We start from the raw sequence: 19,199 nt of genomic DNA on the forward strand, positions 1-19,199 counted from the left end.
TTAAGGTAGATATTTCATGTTAAGTTATCGTCATGCTTTTCACGCTGGAAACTTCGCCGATGTTTTAAAGCATAGTGTATTAACACTTATACTTGAATATATCACAAGAAAAGATAAAGGCTTTACTTACATAGATACTCATTCTGGTGCTGGCATGTATCAACTTGCAGATGAATATGCACAAAAAACAGGTGAGTATAAAGGTGGAATAGCTAAGTTGCTTGATAATAATAACACGCCTGAAGCGCTTGCCCCGTACCTTGATATTATTGCTTCAATAAATGCATCAATGCCTACTGATGAAAATAAAAATAAGCTTTCGTTATACCCAGGCTCTCCAGGCATTGCTCGAGAGTTCACTCGTAGACAAGATAGTGCTCACATGTTTGAGCTACACCCAACAGATATTCAACACTTAACACAATACTGCCAACGTTGGAATAAATCACATATAAAGCAAGTAGATGGCTATCAAGGTTTACTCGGGTTATTACCACCTCCAAGCAGACGTGCAGTCGTATTAATGGATCCGCCTTACGAACTTAAAGAAGATTATAGTAAAGCGGTTAAAACACTTATCAAAGCATACCGAAAGTTTGCTACCGGCACGTATATTTTATGGTATCCCGTGGTAAAACGAGAATTAGTTAACCAAATGCAGCAAGCGTTTATCGAAAGTGATGTGAAAAACATTCTTCAAGTAGAGTTATGTTTAACTCCTGATACCGATGAATTTGGAATGACAGGTACAGGCTTATTTGTTATTAATCCACCATGGCAATTACATACGCAATTAACGGAGATAATGCCATTTCTGAAAAGTAAGCTAGGCAATGCTGACTCAAGCTTTAATTTAATGCAACTTGTTGATGAATAACCGCCTTAGCGAGTAATAAAAAATAATTAGATGAATAACGTTACCCCGTTTGTTCATCCGATTGATAGTTTTCCTGTGCTTCTTTGAAAACCTTTACAACAACCTCCATGCCATCAACTATCCACTGGTTATTAAATTCATTAAATAACACTCTAGCAATAAGTGCTTTAGTTGAACCATCACTATAACTAACGACCATATTACAAATATGATTATGAATCTCTTGATAATCGGGAATGGCGACGTGAACGGGGGAAATATCTTCGCCTGATGGGCTCCGGCGTTTGTACCAGTCTTTTTCTATTATCTTAAACATCCTTGCTTCTCCTAATCCATTAATCAGATTGCTACTAACTAAAATATAGCACTAATATCCAATTTTTGATTAATAATAACCAGTTAATCCAATTTAAATGGCTAAAATTCCATATTCCACTGATTATTAATAATTTTTTTAATATACTTAGTTACTCAGCTTTATTAACCTCTATTTCATCTAAAATTTCATCTATTAATGCCTTAACACTATATTTATCTAAAAATTTTGAGAATATACCAAATAAGAAAAGTACAACTTAGTCTACTACTCAGTTTCTTCAACCGTATCGTTATCAATAGCTTTAGGATCTAACTTTTGCTTACGTCGTATAACCGGTAAATCGCCAGCGTCTTGCGTGAATACCACTTTACGCGTTTTTCTTTTAGCTTGAGGCTTAGCTTTAGCCTTCACATTTTTGTTTGATTTTGCTTTGGCTTTATTTGATTTATTTTGTTTGTCTTTAACTCCAGAGAATGTAGCCTTTAGCCCATCAACGCTACTAAAATCAAAGTTCATTTGTAAAAAGCTTTCAATACTCTTAAAACTGTTCCAATCTTTAGGTCCCACTAAAGAGATTGCATCACCTTTATTACCTGCGCGCCCTGTTCGACCAATACGATGCACAAATTCCTCACAATGTTTGGGCAAGTCAAAATTAATCACATGAGAGACATTCACTAAATCTAAGCCTCTTGATGCAAGATCTGTCGTGATCAATATCTTCTGCTGACCTTTACTAAAGCCATCCATTATTTGGTTACGCTGACTTTGGTTTAAGTCTCCACTTAACGCAACGGTACTTAAGCCCTGCTGTGCTAATTCATTGGATAAACGTTCAGTATCAGAGCGCGTGGCAGTAAAAATAATTAACTGTTGATAATTTTCATGTGATAAAAAATGATGAAGTAATTTTTCTTTATGCGTCAGGTCATCAGCAAAATAAAAACGCTTAGTAATATCTTTATGCTCAGTATGGGCAGCACCAATAGCAATACGCTTTGGTTTAGTTAATAGCTGCAAAGCAAAATCATTCACTTGCGCATGATCTAACGTTGCTGAAAATAATAGGGTTTGTCGCTTGCGATGATCAGCGGCTTTGTTTATTAAACTCAACTCTTTCGCAAAACCTAAATCTAACATGCGGTCTGCTTCATCAAGTATTAATAACTCAAGGCCATGTAAATAAAAGTGACCTTGTTTTAAATGGTCAGCCAAGCGCCCTGGTGTTGCAACAATAAAATGAGGATCTTTCTCTAAGGTTTTTACCTGATCATTAAAGTTCTCGCCCCCTAAAATTAATACAGGTTTAAACTGAGTACCGGTAGTAAACAAACGTAATTGGAGGAACACTTGTTTAGCAAGCTCTCTTGTAGGCGTTAAAATAACTACACGGGGATCTCGTTTGGTCAAGGCTCTATTTTTAATTAACCTTTGCATAGCAGGTAAAATAAAAGCGAGTGTTTTGCCAGATCCCGTTTTAGAAGACGCGATTAAGTCTTGCCCTGTCATAGCAACAGGAATAGCTTGATGTTGTATATCGGTAGGGGTTTGAAACCCTAAATGTTCTACGGTTGATAATAAACGTTTATCTAAACCAAAATCGCTAAACTGCAAAGCGTTCTCCACATTGAGTAATCATAAATTTTAAAATTAACACGCATATTATAACCGCTTAGAAAATTAATTGGTCAAACTATTTACCTGATCGATAAATAAAGTGAAAAACGTTACCCCCTGATGTAGCGAAACATAAGATTAATCGTTAGAATCATTCATACCCAAAAGGAAACGGCGAAAAATTATTATGTTAAAGACGACTATAATTAAAAGCACTGTAATTGCCCTTATAACCATTTCAGTGTTTGTTTTTAAAGCTTATGCACAAGAACCTATAAAAGTAGAATTACTGGATGATGCCAAGGTATTCGCACAATATGATGATGAAAAGCCACTAGTTGCCAATTATTTTACTTCACACAACGAGCAAGAAATCATCGCATTTTATGAAGAAAAGTATGGTGAAATTGTAAGCCAAGAACGTAAGAAAGAATTACTCACCCTAAGGTTTTCAGAAAGTGATAGTAATATTCGAATTATCGTTTCAAAGCAAAATAACAAACATCAAGTAGATATATTGATTAATTAATTTGTGTGATTCATAGAGGCCGTTTCAATTTTGCGATCTCTAAACCTCTCCAGCAATTGATAATTGCATGCGTCCATTATGCGCTTGATAAAACTCCTCAGCCTCGTCTGCACATGGTATTTGTTCACTCACTTCAAAGTACCTTTCTATACGGCGGGCCATTATAAGCATTATGTGGCCATCTTCATTTATAATAGTGTTAATATTCAACAAATTACGTGTGTACGTTGTAATAATTTTGCAACAAATCTAGGCTAGCGAGCATAGAACAAACTATCGCTTGATCAACACTCAGCGTTCATATATTTTAGAAGGGTGGATTGTACTTACTGCTTCTAGAAAGCAGGAGCTATCTTCTGGTAACACAAAAACTTCGTTAAAGCAGAAAGCTCTTAATCGCCTAAACTTAACTTAGAAATGGAATGAATTATGCTAGTGAATGGCCTGCAAAAACTAACAACTTTCAACTCTAAAATCCAATCACTTAAATCTTGTACTCATCTATTATTGCGAATATTTATTTTAGTCATCCCAACCATATACAATGGCAACTTGTACGCTAAAGAGATGACAAGCTTTGGAACTTGGACCGGATATGATCGATCTAACTTTCGGGGAGAATTGCGCCATATTTCACTTAACCTAAGTCCCGCAGCGTCCAGCGATTCGACAACACAGCCCTTGAACCTTGGCCCATTTAAAGATCTGAAACAGTCCTCTGTTGCAATACAAGGTAAGATGGAGACTAGCCGACCAGTACAGCGTATCCGCTCGGGTCGTACGGCGATAGTTGAGCAATACGATATTGCGGGTAAATATTATCCTCAAACTCAATTTTTTATCTTATCTTTTCAAGCTAAAGGCTTATATGGCTCGCCGGCACCACAAACAGCAGTTTTATCTGCTGACGGCAACATCATGGCCTTCTTCCCCGCCCGAGAGCAGCCTTGGCTATTAACCAAAACTCCTAATCAGCTTCAAAAAATACATTTGCTGGCAAAAATACAACATGCCGCCTCATATACAGCAGACATAAGTCAATTTAAAAACCAATTGCTCTCAACCAATACCTTGCCGGAGCAGCAAGTTGTTAGTCTGTTAAACCGAGCTAACACACTGATAGAGCAATACGCACAAGCGATTTATGCAGGAGAAATAGCGAACTTAAACAATCTAAGACAAAAAAGTGTTGCCCTGCGAACCGAGCTAAACCAAGCAAGGGTTTCAGCAATGACGCAACAAAGAAACACAGACACACCCCACACACCAGCGTCACAACAGCAATGCCCCAAAAATATATTGGCATGGGCAGATGAAGTGCCAACACAAGGGTCTACACATCAGCAATACAACGGCCCTGCTGAAATCGCCAACTTGTTTAGAGATAAAGTCTTTTCTACACATTTTGGTGCGCCATTTTTAGCCTTAGAAGCGCAAGACATCGGTCGCTATGCTTTACAAATTTCTAAAGCATGTACGCGCAACGAGAAACTCCGTCGTTCACGTCTTTTTCCCAGTATGGCGACAGCTTTTAAAGATCCTAGTTCTATTGCCTTAGCTGGTTTTAGCCGCTTTGATGCTGCGTCTGGCGCTTTGGCTCTAGACATCCTAGACCAGTGGCTAGAAAAACAAAGAGCGCAAGAATATACAGGTGACAACGATCAAGCCAGTGATATGGAAATCATCCTCACTGAATTAGGTAAAAAACTCTGGCCTGCAAAGGCTGAAGCACTTAAAGCAAGCGATAAACACACAATCGCTGAACAAACTAGCAGTACTCAAGAAACGGCTCAACAAACAACCGCAACCAATCCGCTCCCCTCAACGAATGGACTTAAGCAAAACGACAAATATCAGATCTGTATAAGTTGTCACGAAACGGGGATTAAAAATGCACCACAAATCGGTAATGTTGAGAATTGGAAAGCCCCTTTATCCTCAGGCATCGATCAACTGGTTAAAAGCGTTAAACAAGGCAAGGGGCACATGCCGCCGATGGGCGACTGTACAAATTGTAGTGATGAGGAAATTCTGCAATTTATTGCCAAAATGCTAGCGAGCACCATTCAACCAAGCGACACCAGCGAAGACATAAAAAAGGTGAGTACAGAACAAAAAGAGGCATTCCTTAAACGGTATGGCTTATACACCATGACATTGGGAGAGGTTTGGATAAAAAACCTAAAAAACCAATGTGGCGATCTACAGCCCGGCTCTAGTTTGTTAGGTAAATTTACCAATCCCAACCATCCTTCTTTCACCCCTTTCACTGAAGAAGAAATAACCGTTATGCGCGCACTCAACTCTGGTCGAGCCGCCATTGGGGTAAAGATCCAAGGGGAGAATTTTTTTGATTTACCCAGCCAAAAACTACTTGGGACAAATGGCTGGAGTAGAGTGGGTATTGAACTCGAAAACGGCAAAGTGGTTAAAGAGGACCACGATTTTGTATTTCTTTGCCTAGGCAGCGGTACCCAAGCCGATAAACTGCAAATAGCTGAAAACAAAGCGCAAGAAATGCGAGAACGATGCCCACTTTGTGAGCTACCAGGCGCCACCTATCTCGACGCTATCTATCGTGCAGATTACCAAAAGCAACTATATGAAGGCCGAAGTGCATTAATGGCTTTCACCCGCGATAATCGGTCACTCGGCTTAAGTACAATAATGAGAACGCTAACCAGTCGCAGGGAACTGACATTATTAGAAGAAGTGATCGGCTTTTACATGTTGAAATATAGTCAGGAAAAAGACGATTGCTTTACAGAGGGTAAGTTTCAAAAAACATTTACAAAACACTTTCCAGGCTATCGCATAATCGACGGTTATGGCACCGAACAACAGCGCGTTGATCCGTCGACCGTAAAAGATGTTTATCAAGTTCCCCTCGCATTCGAACAAGCCTGTAACGCAATATGCAACCAACAAGGTGGTATCAGCATGATCAGTCAACACTTAGAGAACAATCATTTCACCAGAGAAGTGGGCGATATTTTCTTAGGCGTAAACCAACTCATGCAAAAACATACTTGTCAGAGCCCCATTCGAAAACAATTTGAAAACAACCTATTAAAACTGTGGCGACAAGAAAAACAACAACCGACTAACTCCAAGCCAACGATTAAAAATGCCTTTAAACGGGTTCAGGAACTCAGATAACTATTAGCCGCCTCCTCTCGCGAGGAGGATGGCCTTGGAGGATTTTTTAACATAAGAGTTTTGATGAAATTAGGTTTGCAAAAATTACTGTTTGTAGAGATTGTTAGTTCATTAAAGGCACTCCGAAGTTAATAACTCCTAAATTAGTGCTAAAATCAAACCAAAAACAAAATATCTATACAATTCTAAAAGATAAAAACAAACAAGCAATAACGCAGCAATGAAATAGTAATAATAATTATTGAATGGTAATTAATATTACCTAAATATTTACTAAAATGCTAAACCTACCAGTACGCTCAAAGTCGTCTAACATATCACTATCTAAAACCTTATTTGGTGATACTTTCAATACTTTATTGCCATTCGTTTGTCGATTAACCTCCCATAAGTGATTACAGCTAGAGTTTCGAATTGCAAAGCAATTGTCTTCCCTAGAAATCCATTGGCCTTCATCAGCTTTTGCGCCACAACAAGGGCAATACAACAACTCTTCAAATCTTTCTGCGGCTTCAGTGACTGCGTCAACTGCCTGAGCGATAGAGACATCCTGCTTATGCTCTTTCTTAAACTCCAGTAGCTTGGGTTTAGCAACTAGACATGGCTTTATTATGGTGATGCTATTATTCTCAAGCTTCCAATAGCCATTTGCATTCATTCGGTTTAACATTTTTAAAAGCAGTGATGGAGCTTTAGATACTGTAATTCCAATAGTTTGCAATGTTTGACTGATTAACCACTTCGAAATCAAAACAGCTAGCTGTTCTAATGAATAAAAATTGGTTGGAGCAGTACAAAGATGTTTTTCATTCATTTCTATAGCAGAAACTAAAGAAAGCAATATCCTTTGACTGTTTACCATCAACTCTGTGTCTGATAGGTCAATACTATTAGTGAAACACGGAATAAAGAATAAACTATGTTCAGGTGCTTTTAATACGATTTCAGAGCCAGCTGTTACCTCAAGGTAAATGGCCTGGTTTCCGTTTCTTTTAAAGCAGTTTGGTGGCAATTCATTAAAACCTAGTTCATGCAACGTTCGTTTCACCAAGTCACAACAATACTGAGAATACGCATCTGCAAGCTTCTTATTTCGTTGATAAATTTGTTCAGGATCATAGTTATTAGCTTGCTGGGTATCCAACCAACTATTCCATAACCTTGCTACATGACGATAATGCTGGTCATGTGACAAAACGTTGGTCATATTTAACTTAAGCGGAACTTGAATCTTGTGAGTTAAAGAAAGATACAAGGCGGAATGCTGTAATGTTCTTACTTTTTTCAACATCTTCCTTAGCAGTTCAAGTGTTGCTATTCCGTGTACTGCGGCATCATCCGTCTGTTCATCATCGGAAAAACCTTCTCCCCATAAGGTAAAGATACTGTCCCGCAACTCAAAATAAATACCTTCCGCATTTTGAAAGCTCACTGCTTGCTTGAATATTTCTTCTAATTTTTTAACTTCTAAAATGCGCTTAACTAAATATTGCTCAATATTACCAAGTAATTTCACATAGACTCGATTTTCATAAATATTGAGCTGGTCTTCACTTTCTAAAGCGAGGATTTGTTTAGGGATCACACCTGTTAATGTTCTGGTTTGCCAACATTCAGAATGAGAAGCTAGGTGAGCATTGGCAGAACTTGCTATTTTTTTAGCTCTAGATACAGGAACTAAATTCTCCTCATAAATTAACTCCATTCTAGGCCGTCTGGCAATTTCTTGGAGATGCCCTTTTGTTAGAATATCAGCTAATAATTCCTCAAATTTGGTTAATTCAAAGCGAGCAAGTAATTTATCTGGTATAAGAAAAGAACTATTTCTCCCCAAGTCAATCGCTTCTTGATATGCGAGTATTGCACTTTCGATAATTTCTAATTCGGCCTCAAGTAGTTCCGACTTTTCATTATGAATAAATGAGCCTACTTGAGATCCAATGTGAAATTTTTCAGTTCCATCACTAACAAGAAAATCATCTGGTTGGATATTCGAATGTCCATTTAAAATGCACGATTCTTGAGGCGTATATCTTCCAGAAGCAATATTTTCAGGAAGCTGTTTTACTAACTTCCCGTTAAATCTGTCATACCAAGTAATCATTAAACGTTACTCGCGGTCTTTTTTGCAATATCAAGCAACTTTTTACTTGCTTCGGGCTTAGACTTAAAGCCTTGAGACTCCCAAAAACCATTTAATGCATCAACAAGGTTTGAAATGTTTTCTTTATTAATGTCATAACGGCCAACCACTTTTCCTGCTCTGAACACCTTAGTTGCTAACATATGATCTAGGGCAAACCCCAAATCACTGCCACACTCAAGCATCACGGGTATAAACTTAAAGAGGTGCCTGTCTAGTCGATTGCCCCACCTAACATTGAATTCTTCCTCTAAAATTATTGAAAGGTCAGAATCATCTAATGCTTTAATAAGCTTAGTAACTTGAGAGTTATGTTTGTTAGCTGCCGCTTCAAAGGCTGCCTCAAGTGACTCAAAACTGTATGTCACTGGCTCAAGATCTTTGTTGATTTCAAATTTATCAGGTTGCCTTGGAAGCTCCATTACATGGGCACGATCATAAGTTTTATCAGCGAACTCAAACGTTGTTTCATCATGGTTAGCAGTACCAATAAACCAAACATTTTCGGGTATTTTAATTCTTCTCCCATCAATTAACTTTTCTGGCCCATTAGGTTGTCCTGTTGTCATCAATGTGAGAGTTCGTTTTTTGGGGTCTAACTCTAAAGCTGATAAAAACTCTGCAAAATATTGTTCTGGTCTGGAAAGGTTCATTTCATCCAGTAATACGATGTATGGCCGATCACTGTATGCCGGAGTTTGTGCTTTATATAATGCTTGTAAAGTATCTTGCTCGTAAAACTTTTTCTCGAACGCATTAAAATGACCAATTAAATCTCCTTTGTCGCGCCAGCCGGCTTGAACGGATATAGTTTCCACTCCGCCGCCAACAGCTCTTGCAAAAGCTAGTGCTAAGCTTGTTTTACCTGTGCCGCTGATCCCTTGCAGGATATGTAAACGACTCATAGCAAGACCTGCAATAAACAGCCAAATATCTTCAAGACGATAGTATAATTCTTTCTGTTCATCGGAGTCCCAAGCAATACGGTGTTGAAGTTCTTGAGCAAAGTCTCTTAATGAGGGGACTGACTCTGTGTTCCCTCTGGCTCTTAGATCTTCATCAAGTTTTAAAAGTGCAGGAAATGCTGAATCAGCTTGTTGCATACTGACCAACTGTGTCACTCTCTTTTCTAAGTCAGTTTGGGCAGCCTCTAAAAGTTTATTATGAGTTTCAATACAACGTCTTCTTTTTTCCAGTTCTTCTAGGTCAATAACCGACTTTCTACTTTTATTTAATTGTCTATCTTTTTCTTTCAGCTCTACCTGCATATTCCTATTGTGGCTTTCAAGTTCTGTATAAGCGTTTTTAAGCTCTGAGTAATCTTGGGCTAACAACTCACTAGGCTTTGAGTTAAGCTGAAACTTTAAGTCCGCTACTTGTTCTTTATAATTAGCCAAATCCCCTAAAAGCTGTTGTGGAGTAGTGTCCCCAAATTGTCTCTCTATGTCCTTAAATGAACTCAACTTTTCAAGTAACTGCTTTTCACCTTGGTCATACTGAGCAATTTGCTTTTCAAGGTTAGACTTCTGATTTTCAAGTGAAGATATCTGATAGGTGAATTCTTTTTCAATTTCATCTTTTAGTGAAATTTTATAACTACTCGCTTCTTCATTGGTTAATTGTGCTTGCTTACGTTTTCTCTCAATTAGTATTTTCTCTTGGTTTAATTGGAACTCTTTTTCGTCTAATTCTGCTTCTTTAGAAGATAACTCATGTAGCTTTGCTTCAAGCAAGGCTTTTTCCGCTTCATTCAACGATTGTTTAGCTTTAGTTAGCTCATCTACTTCTTTTTCAAGATTTATTTTTTTCTGCACCAATGACTCTTGAAGCTTATTTTGTTTTTCTTCAAACGACTCCAGCATTTCCATGTGTTTTGCGGCAAACCCATTTTCAGCATCAAGTTCTAGCTCCTTAAGCTCTTCCATTTTATTGGCAATTTCAGCCCTATCTTCTGCATTCTTCTTTTTGTTCGCTAACAGCTCTTTCGATTGCTGATCTAATTCTTTTTTCTCTAACTCTATTTTCTTTTTAAGTTCTTCTACCGACTCTTCTAATTGTTTTGTTCTAGATAAACTCTGTTTATTATCCGCTTCAATTTTCTTGTTTTTCTCTACTAGCTTTTTAAGTTCCCCAACCAAAGTTTGAATGTCGTTGCCATAAGATTCTGATGCTTCTTTTTTTTGCTCTTCACTTGCAGCATCATGTGACGTTTTTGCTAGCTTTAACTTTTCAGCCATAGCGCCAAAAATCGAACCGTTATCACTTTCTGCTAGGTTGTCCACAGCAGCTAAAGCACTACCTATTTTATCCGTTGCTGAATTTGATGGATTTGTTGCATTTGCAGCTACAGGTTGTTTCTTTGTTTTGTTTCGTTTTGCCATTATTTACTCCCTAAAATTCTTTCTAAAACTTTTAATAATTCATCTACTGAATTGAGGTGATTTATAACCTCTTCTTTTGTTAAAACCTCTCCGCTGGCATGGCTAGCTTTATTGTTTCTGTCATCAGCAAGCCGTATTGCATCGTCTAACCAGTTAGGCAGTTGCATTGATAATTTCTCTACAACCTTTGGAAACGTTAGTAACATCGCGGCTAGCATTGGCTTTAATGATTGATTGCCTCTTGTCATTGCTGACTGAACATTACCCCCTCTGACAGTTGCTAACCTTTTCGCGGCATATGCACTAACGCTGGTTACTCGTAGATAAATTTGTTCAATAAGTCTTTTATCATGCTGAAAAACAGGTCTATCTCCATTCCACCGCATGACTAAAACTTCCCAGTCGTTGTTGTATTCATTAGGCTTTATAAAGGTTTTTAACCAAGCTTCGATTATTTTTTGCAACTCACTCAACAACCCTTCTAAGATCTCTGGTCTAGGTGTTTGAAATTGTTCAACCTGATTCTTAAGTCGCAATGTTGCTAAGACATGCTTTTTTATCAGTGAATATTCTTGAACCCAGGGATAGTTTGAAAACAATTCTACTTTTGCCTGCTCCTCAAATAGCTGTTCTTGTTGCTTATAATTGAGCGTATGTTCATCTTCAGCGATCCCCATTACTTCATTAACCCTAGAAGCAAAGTGCTTATTTGAATCCAACAACTGTTCAGCAACATCATTTAGCTCAGGAAGTGTTTCCGTTAGTCCCGTTGGGTCAGATAAATACCACGAGCGCTCCCCAGAAATTGTTGAAAATAGCTTAGTGTGGATAAACGCTGCTATAGGTTCAAACTCAATAAACTCAATTGAGTAGGTAACTTCTAGCGCATCCTCAGATATATAAAAGTCAGCTTGTTTTAACTGGTTCAATACTCTGCGATAAGCTCTTAAGCTGGTGTTCATTTGCTCTGGCGTTGGCGCTTCTTGCATAACGGTATTATTTATTAATAAAGGCTTTACTAACTTCCCTGAGCCTTTACTTCGAACAAATTGAGGGAAGCGCTCAGTGAAATTCATGCCTTCAATATGCGGTAATGTCGAAAGTACCCTCGGCATCAACTTTCCCGTTGTTGCATCTTGAAGTATGTAATAACTTGTTTTCTCGTTTGTAGACTCTTCTACACCTAAAAGTAACTGCTTGGCTTTGTCTGTATGGTTCCAACCGTCAAGGTATCCATCATTAGTTAACTGCGCTAATATGTACCTGATAAGCTCTTTATCTAAATTGCTATATCGGCATAATTTTTCGTTGTCATGGCACCCTGCCAAAATAAGCCTTAACACCAACATCTGAAAAATATTTAAGCTTGGTTTACTTTTAGGTGCTGCAACACGCCATAAATAAAACGGCCAAAAAATATCTTTGTGATTTTCGTAATACTGTTTTCTAGTTTGCTTACTTCTTAAATAGCAAACATCCTGAATATCTCTGTGTGTAATCATGACTTAACCTCACAGAGTTCATGAATAAATGCCCATACTTGAGGGATGGCTTTTTTGGCTGAATCACTAGAAAACATTGCTTTATCACCAACGACTTTAATTAAACTCTTAGCTCGACTAAACGCCACATTTAAACGGTTTGGTGTGCGAATGAAGCCATATTTTTTTCGGTATGCATTCTCATCTGATGCAGAAAAGGCATTAGAGCGAACCGTTGATAGAATCACTACATCAAACTCTTTCCCCTGAAAAGCATCAACAGAGCCAACTCGAATTTTTTCTTCTCCTTCTTCAGTTGTTTTAAAGCCAGGTAGATACTCCCAACCATCTTTTGATTTTTGGCAAATGCCTACTTGCGCAAGCTTATTTAAAATTAGCTCTCGCTGGGCTGCAAAGAAGGTAATCACACCCACACTTAAATTAGGATTTTCTGCAAACAACTCTTGCACTTGACTAACAACTTTTTGTGCTTCACAATCGCGTTGCCAACTAGTCCCTGAGCGTTGCTCTTTACCAGACGGTAGTGGTAAGTCAATCCACTCGGCTACTTTACCTTTATACTTAGCAATACCGAGATCGAAATGATCTTTGCTCAAGCCTGCTTTAAGTTTTGGCTCTCCTTCAGCTTCATAAAACGAACGGCTAACAAATCCGCCGATATCTGGGTGCATCCTAAACTGGGTATCTAGCATCACAGTTCGCTGAATCCCATCTTTGGCTTGGCGAGCTTTTAATTGCGTATATAATCGCTCGAAAAGACTCATTTTGATGGCTTTAGCAGTCTCTTGTTGCAAGTCACCTGCTTCAATCATTTCTTTTTCAATATCGGGTTCTAACATTTGCGGAAGCTGGAAGTGATCTCCAACCAATACGATTCGCTTCGCTGCCAGTGCCATTGGAATAAACAAATCAAGCGGGTTTGCTCTGGCAGCTTCATCCACAATGACCGTATCGAAGGTAAAGTCTCCGCCGACTTCATCCAAAGAAGCATTAATTTGCTCTTTATACTTTACAACCTGTTGACCCGCAGAGCGTTGACACGATGCACCAATTGACGTGGTGTAGTCTCTAACACTTTTGGCAAGGTAATCCGGTTGATACTTGATTGAGTCTAAATATTCCTCAATAACATCAGGTATTTCCGCTGCACAATTCTTTGCATGCTTAGCGATAACTTCATTCAATTGATGGAGCGTTGATATTTCTTCCTTTGAAAGCTCAACTTGTAACGACTTAGGCCGGTAATCGGGGATTAAATCATCGAGTAACTTATTTTTGATTTCTCTAATTTTTTCAAAGTCTTCAGCACTGAGAGTCTGCTTTTCGATAATTTCATCAAGAACTTCTACTTCTTGTTCATATCGCCCCGTTCTGCGTAAAGCGGATAGACACTTGAAAGACTGTTCATAGCCATCATCGTCATACGCTCGTTCAGAGGTTCGTAAACCTCTAACTTGTCTCAGTAACAAAGGGGTGGAAGTTGGTTTATTTTCATTGACTTGAGTTTCAAACTGTTGCTCAAGTTTTGCTTTCAGGGACTGTGGTATATCAAAACCGTGATTGATTCTAAGATTATCAATATCCTCAAGAAGGCTTTTTACCCGCTCGTATTTTTGTTTTCGATTTACACGAGAATCAAGAATCGTGGCGATATCCTTTCGGATCTTTTTAATAATATTATAACTACCGTCATTTTGAGTTAATTCATTAGCAACCTCAGTTAAGTTACTTGTCTGTTTCTGACTCCATTGCTCCAATAAATATGGGGCGCGGGTATTGTCATCAGCTCTAATAGCTGGAATGCCAAATGCTTCTGATCGTGCAATAACATTATCAACTGCATCATTTTGATAACTAGTAAGTAGTATTTGCCCCGTTAAGTTACTTTTATGCTTTTCTGCCAACCTATTTTGCAACGCACTAATAACTTGGGTTTTACCTGTACCAGGAGGGCCTAGAATTAACGCAATATCAGGTGTATTTAAAGCAACATCTAAAGCTTCTATTTGTTTTTCCGTTGGCTCATCTTTAAATGATTTTCTGGCAGCGGCCGTTAACGGGTTCAATTTTTTTTTGGTTTGTTTTTGCCTAGAAATACTGAAATCTTGATCTTCAATTAACAGACGTAGGTCTTTCATTGGATTCAAAAAGTTGGTAATTGAATCTCTTGCTTGCTCACGTCGTTGCATTTGCACAATTGAGCCACTAATCGATAAATAAATAACACCTTTTTCTTCAGGCTTTCCGTAAGAGTTTAAATTAAGCGTTATATACTGATTAGTATGCCCCGAAAATTGAGCAGTAATACTCTCTACCTTTTCATCCATTTCAAGCCCAATATCACCAATATTATTCTCCAACCAACTAGGTAAACGTTTGTTGATCTCTAACGTATGGTTAGGCTCTTCTCTTAAAATTGCGGCAAGCTGTTTAACTTTCTCAATATCTTTTTCTTGGAAGTAAAACTTCCATTTCACACCATCAACTGAATCTTCTTTAACAATTTTGATATAACGAACAAAGCCAGCTTTATTAGCAAGTTCCACTGCTTTTTCTTTAACTTTTTGGTTGTATTGGTTCCATAAGTTTATGTATGTTGAATTATTTCGATTTAACTCCTCAAGCTTTTGCTTCACTAAAGGGTCTTGAATTCGAGCTGCAACCGTATTGTCAACAAAGGATAATTCACAATCTATAGAACTCAAATCGAACTTAACCTTACGGCGTAATTTCTTAACCGATTTCGCCCAGATTCTTTGGTCTGGAGTATATTGCACTTCTAACAAACTCGTTTTACCTACAATCGTTAGCCCTCTACTTTCAGCAACGTTTGCTTTACTGATTGCTGTTAGCACTTTCGACTGGTTATTTACATCAAGTACAAACTCGCTTTTTAGCCAATCTGTTACACTATCAATATCTTTGTTTTTTAGCTTTGCGAGTTTAGCAACTTGCTCAGTAATGTTTTCATCTACAGAAACTTGCAGATCGTGAAAATCCAAATTATTTGGTAAACATGGGATTGTTTGAATAAGCACCTTATTTTCTTGTTTAGAAATCGGTATCCAAATAAAGTGCTCAATGTCGCCATAGCTATCAAATACTTCAGCGTTAGTAACCTGTGCTAAAAGATCATTTTGCTTAATAAACAGCTCGTCGTGGATTATATGAAAAGATATATCTTGTTCACAATCAAGCGCCAAAATAGCATCCTCTTCAAGAACAACTTCAATGATCTTTTCTTGAGTTAAATGTTTTAGATCTTGTGTATTCATCAGCTTACCACCTCAACCTAAACAGGTTAGTCATTTGCGGCTCAGAAGTCTCATAGATTGGCTTAATGATTAACCATTTATTAGCTCTCGTCGAAGCCGATACTGGTGTTTTTGAGTTAAACGTTTGAAGTTTGTGCTTGTCGAGTTCTAACTTAAAGTCTGCAAATCCCATCTCAAAAGATTTAGCACCTATTGGAGTGATCTCTAACCCCTCATTGGAAAAGCTTATGGAGAGTAGCTCTTGTGACTCAGGCCAGTACATAGAACCAGGGCAAGAGTTTTTGATTACGATTGTTTCGCCAATATTAAGCGTTTGGTGATAACCAGTATCAAAGTAAGCATCACTAGGTTGAGTATTAGGAAGCTCCAGAATAGATGGGTCATGCAGGTTGTTTCGAATAAGCAGTACCTGTGTATTATTCATTACAGAACCACAAAATGGGCATTCTAGCTGGCCGTCATTCACTGAGAAATTGAAGGATGCATTACATTCATGGTTTTGACACTTCACCAGCATATGCGCAAGCTGCTCAAAGACTTCCGCCCATTCACTTAAACTTGGTCTGGCTAGCGGTTCATTTTTACCTGCGTTAAAGCATTGCTCAAATAAATTATAAAGGGGCTTTAGCGCTACCAGCTCTAATGGAATGCCTTTGGGGTAATCTTCATCTAGCGCATTTGCATGATCAGTTGGGTGGTATATCCAAGGTAACTCACCAGCAAACGCTCGCTCCTCATCTTCAGGAGTACCATTTTCAACCGCTTCACCAATAAATGGGTGATTAGTTGTTAATAGCTTCATCGCGACGATTGCGAAGCTCCATGCATCCGTTAGCGAGGAAACAAAGCTATCGCCATTAACAACTTCTGGTGCACCAAAACCTGGGCTAAAAATGCGACCTGGCTTGCCTTCATCTACTAAAGAATCAAAACTTTCACGTTGATTGACACAAATATTGTCACAGTCAATCAACCACACTTCTGAGTAATCTGGGTTTTCTGAAACAAAGATATTAGCAGGAGATAAGTCACCATATGCTAAACCTCTTGCATGAAGGTCTGACAATGTTCTGGCGAGCTTTGCCAAAATAGTCATTCGGCGTTTTAAGCCACCCGTTGATAAGTAATGCTCTGGTGAACCTTCCGCAGCAATTAACTCCTCAGTTTCATTCATTAACGATTCTAGAGGAATTAATCCATCCATCAGCTCCATTGCATAACCAATACTTTTTTTGTTCATCGCTATCCGCGAGAAGGGTTTTGCAATATTTAACTGCTCTAAAGGTTGTCTCATTAACCAACGAATATGCTCTAACCAGTTCCTTCTTTTATTTACATGTTGCTGTGTGTTCATTTTTACCAACACATTGTCAACCTGAGTTGTATAAACCTCTCCCTGCCCACCATGTCCAATTTTTTTAACTAACTCAAAATCTTGACCAAATGTGTCAGTAACAATGCGTTTTTTTGTTTGTTCACTTGTCATTTGTTTATAACCTTTATTTTGCACAATCAGCTCAAAACCAATAGTGCGAGGGTTTTATCATCCGTGTGATTCGGTGTACCCCAGTTCCTAAATTCGTTTTTTAACCAAGCCTTAGCTTGTCTAATACTCTTGCCCTTAGTGCTTTCAACAATCGAATTTACAAAGTCCAGCTCCATGCCTTGGTGCAGATCTTCACTAATGCCGTCGGTCATAAGCGCAATCACATCACCTACAGTCAATTGCTGCTGCGTTACCTGCCAGTCTGAAAACTGTTTAGATTTACCTAAGCCTGTAGTGAAGTTGCCAAAATCATTTGTATCCAACTTCTCAGTTGTCTGTTGCGACGTTAGAATTAAACCGTCACCTAACTGAAATGTTCTAAGTTCTCCACTATCAGAAAGCCAAGCTATCAAACACGTTGTCACTGCATCCCTGGCTTTAATATCACCAAGCGAGTTCAACCACTTTTGGTAAACCCGTTTGATAAGCGCTTTACTTTCAATGCTGAAATCAACCGCCTTAATCACATCAAATGTTGATCGACATGCTTGACTAGATCCCACATCCGCATGAGGCTTAGACCCCATGCCATCACAAACAACTGCGAGCCAACCACTTGGCACCCTTTTTACTAGCACTGAATCTTGATTGGGCTGACCATTTAGTAAATGACCAGGCCCAATGACAGAAACACTTAGTTGACGAATACTTACCATTTGCCTTCTAAATCTAAACCTAAATCGTCGTCATCGTTATCTAACTCATCAAAGTTAATCGGTGCGAGTTCGTTAGGGGTTCTACTCTGAGAGCGTGCTGTTACGCTCATGGTTACTGCTCTAAAGAAGCGGTGAATATCTCTAGCTTCATTAGCTTTAAATACTGGCGCTTCTAAGTCATTGTTAAATGCTTCAAGTACATCGATATTAGCTTCAGCCCCTATCGCCATAGCAAAACGACTCGCTTTTTGACCGCGTTCACTCGTAGTTAAACGTTCTAAACCTGCTTGCCAACTGTCGGTTGGAATACCGTCAGAAAGTAAAATTAATACAGGACGATAATCACGAGATGTGATCAATTCTTTATTTTCAAGCACCTCAGTTGCTAATTCAAAAGCATGACCCATTGGCGTTCGGCCTTTTGCATCTAAAGGTTGCATCGCTTCTATTTCTAATGCTTTAGCAAGCGGCAAATGCATTTCTGCCTTATCACCACCAAAAGTGATTAAGCCCACTTGAATTTCAGCTTGTCGTGCTGATTCTTGTCTAAATGTAGATACCATGCTCTGAACAGCTTCATTAAGCGCTGCGATCTTACCACCCACTGACATACTGCCACTGGTGTCTGCTAAAATTAATACAGGTAGTGCTCTTGCTTTTGCTACCGCGAATTTTTTTAAACTCATTTTCTTCCCTTTTAACTCTGATTGATTCTGTGCTATCAATCTCCGATTAATGTAAATGCTTATGATTATGTTTGAATGGTCGAACTTTTCTTAAATCTTTGTTACGAAAAGCAGTTAAAACCGTCCCGTTTGCCGACATAACAAGCTGAATCCCATTCATATTTTTTAGTTCTGGTTCTATCGAACCAAACTTTTCTATCTCTTTATTTCCAATCACATGATAAACAGCGCGTCTAGAATGAATCACTCGACCATATTGGTAAGCAAGTACCATCTGCTTATGTGATATTCCCCTTTGTGTTTTTCTTATCTTTGCATGCTGACTGTTAGTCAATTCAGGTAATACATAAAGTCGATCATTTTCTTTTAAAATAAAAGCCATAGCGTTTTCCTCATATGATTATGATAACCATATAATTAATGCGAAAAACAGACCAAAAAAGTAAAACAAACAATAACAATGACTTAACAACTTAACTAGCAAAAACAAACAACCCAATATGTAATAT

The 19,199-nt window shown here is 38.4% G+C and carries 14 protein-coding genes; 3 read left to right on the plus strand and 11 right to left on the minus strand.

Features of this window, described 5'->3' with window-relative positions:
* Positions 1 to 16 precede the first annotated feature (16 nt).
* Positions 17 to 877 carry a 23S rRNA (adenine(2030)-N(6))-methyltransferase RlmJ gene (locus tag IE155_RS17180; protein ID WP_189379485.1) on the plus strand — a complete coding sequence of 287 codons (861 nt, stop codon included), beginning with the start codon at positions 17 to 19 and terminating at the stop codon, positions 875 to 877.
* Between the two features lie 40 nt (positions 878 to 917).
* On the opposite strand, the gene IE155_RS17185 is transcribed toward IE155_RS17180, so the two are convergent.
* Positions 918 to 1,193 (minus strand): hypothetical protein, encoded by a 276-nt coding sequence (locus IE155_RS17185; RefSeq protein WP_189379486.1) that lies wholly within the window; start codon positions 1,191 to 1,193, stop codon positions 918 to 920.
* Positions 1,194 to 1,460: 267 nt separating this feature from the next.
* Positions 1,461 to 2,810 carry a DEAD/DEAH box helicase gene (locus IE155_RS17190; protein ID WP_189379487.1) on the minus strand — a complete coding sequence of 450 codons (1,350 nt, stop codon included), beginning with the start codon at positions 2,808 to 2,810 and terminating at the stop codon, positions 1,461 to 1,463.
* A 190-nt stretch (positions 2,811 to 3,000) separates the two neighbouring features.
* Between IE155_RS17190 and IE155_RS17195 the strand changes: the two genes are divergently transcribed.
* The gene (locus IE155_RS17195) at positions 3,001 to 3,342 is read left to right on the plus strand and encodes a hypothetical protein (protein WP_189379488.1); all 342 of its coding nucleotides are present in this window, start codon (positions 3,001 to 3,003) and stop codon (positions 3,340 to 3,342) included.
* A 39-nt stretch (positions 3,343 to 3,381) separates the two neighbouring features.
* Here the strand turns inward: IE155_RS17195 and IE155_RS18090 are convergent, their stop codons facing one another.
* Entirely contained in the window at positions 3,382 to 3,513 is a 132-nt protein-coding gene (locus tag IE155_RS18090) for a hypothetical protein (protein WP_268245260.1), read from the minus strand.
* A 567-nt stretch (positions 3,514 to 4,080) separates the two neighbouring features.
* Here IE155_RS18090 and IE155_RS17200 point away from each other — a divergent pair.
* Entirely contained in the window at positions 4,081 to 6,501 is a 2,421-nt protein-coding gene (locus IE155_RS17200) for a c-type cytochrome (RefSeq protein WP_189379489.1), read from the plus strand.
* A 262-nt stretch (positions 6,502 to 6,763) separates the two neighbouring features.
* Here IE155_RS17200 and IE155_RS17205 read toward each other — a convergent pair whose 3' ends face one another.
* From IE155_RS17205 to IE155_RS17240, 8 genes are read right to left on the minus strand one after another with little or no spacing between them, the layout of a single operon-like run.
* A complete protein-coding gene (locus tag IE155_RS17205; RefSeq protein ID WP_189379491.1) occupies positions 6,764 to 8,605 on the minus strand; it encodes a DUF2357 domain-containing protein in 1,842 nt (613 codons plus the stop codon).
* Complete coding sequence (locus tag IE155_RS17210) at positions 8,605 to 11,025, minus strand: AAA family ATPase (RefSeq protein WP_189379492.1); 2,421 nt, start codon at positions 11,023 to 11,025, stop codon at positions 8,605 to 8,607. Before IE155_RS17210 ends, IE155_RS17205 begins: the two co-directional genes overlap by 1 nt.
* A complete protein-coding gene (locus IE155_RS17215; protein WP_189379494.1) occupies positions 11,025 to 12,527 on the minus strand; it encodes a hypothetical protein in 1,503 nt (500 codons plus the stop codon). Before IE155_RS17215 ends, IE155_RS17210 begins: the two co-directional genes overlap by 1 nt.
* Entirely contained in the window at positions 12,524 to 15,802 is a 3,279-nt protein-coding gene (locus IE155_RS17220; protein WP_189379496.1) for a DEAD/DEAH box helicase, read from the minus strand. The genes IE155_RS17215 and IE155_RS17220 overlap by 4 nt, the downstream gene beginning before the upstream one ends.
* 4 nt (positions 15,803 to 15,806) lie before the next feature.
* A complete protein-coding gene (locus tag IE155_RS17225) occupies positions 15,807 to 17,288 on the minus strand; it encodes a serine/threonine protein kinase (RefSeq protein WP_189379498.1) in 1,482 nt (493 codons plus the stop codon).
* A gap of 26 nt (positions 17,289 to 17,314) precedes the next feature.
* Positions 17,315 to 18,004: a PP2C family serine/threonine-protein phosphatase gene (locus tag IE155_RS17230; RefSeq protein WP_189379500.1), complete on the minus strand. Its 690-nt coding sequence runs from the start codon at positions 18,002 to 18,004 to the stop codon at positions 17,315 to 17,317.
* Positions 17,998 to 18,690, minus strand: coding sequence for a vWA domain-containing protein (locus tag IE155_RS17235; protein WP_189379501.1), 693 nt, complete (start codon positions 18,688 to 18,690; stop codon positions 17,998 to 18,000). Before IE155_RS17235 ends, IE155_RS17230 begins: the two co-directional genes overlap by 7 nt.
* A 46-nt stretch (positions 18,691 to 18,736) precedes the next feature.
* Positions 18,737 to 19,072 carry a hypothetical protein gene (locus IE155_RS17240; protein ID WP_189379503.1) on the minus strand — a complete coding sequence of 112 codons (336 nt, stop codon included), beginning with the start codon at positions 19,070 to 19,072 and terminating at the stop codon, positions 18,737 to 18,739.
* Between the last annotated feature and the right edge of the window lie 127 nt (positions 19,073 to 19,199).

Source organism: Thalassotalea profundi, assembly GCF_014653195.1.
GTDB lineage: Bacteria > Pseudomonadota > Gammaproteobacteria > Enterobacterales > Alteromonadaceae > Thalassotalea_B > Thalassotalea_B profundi.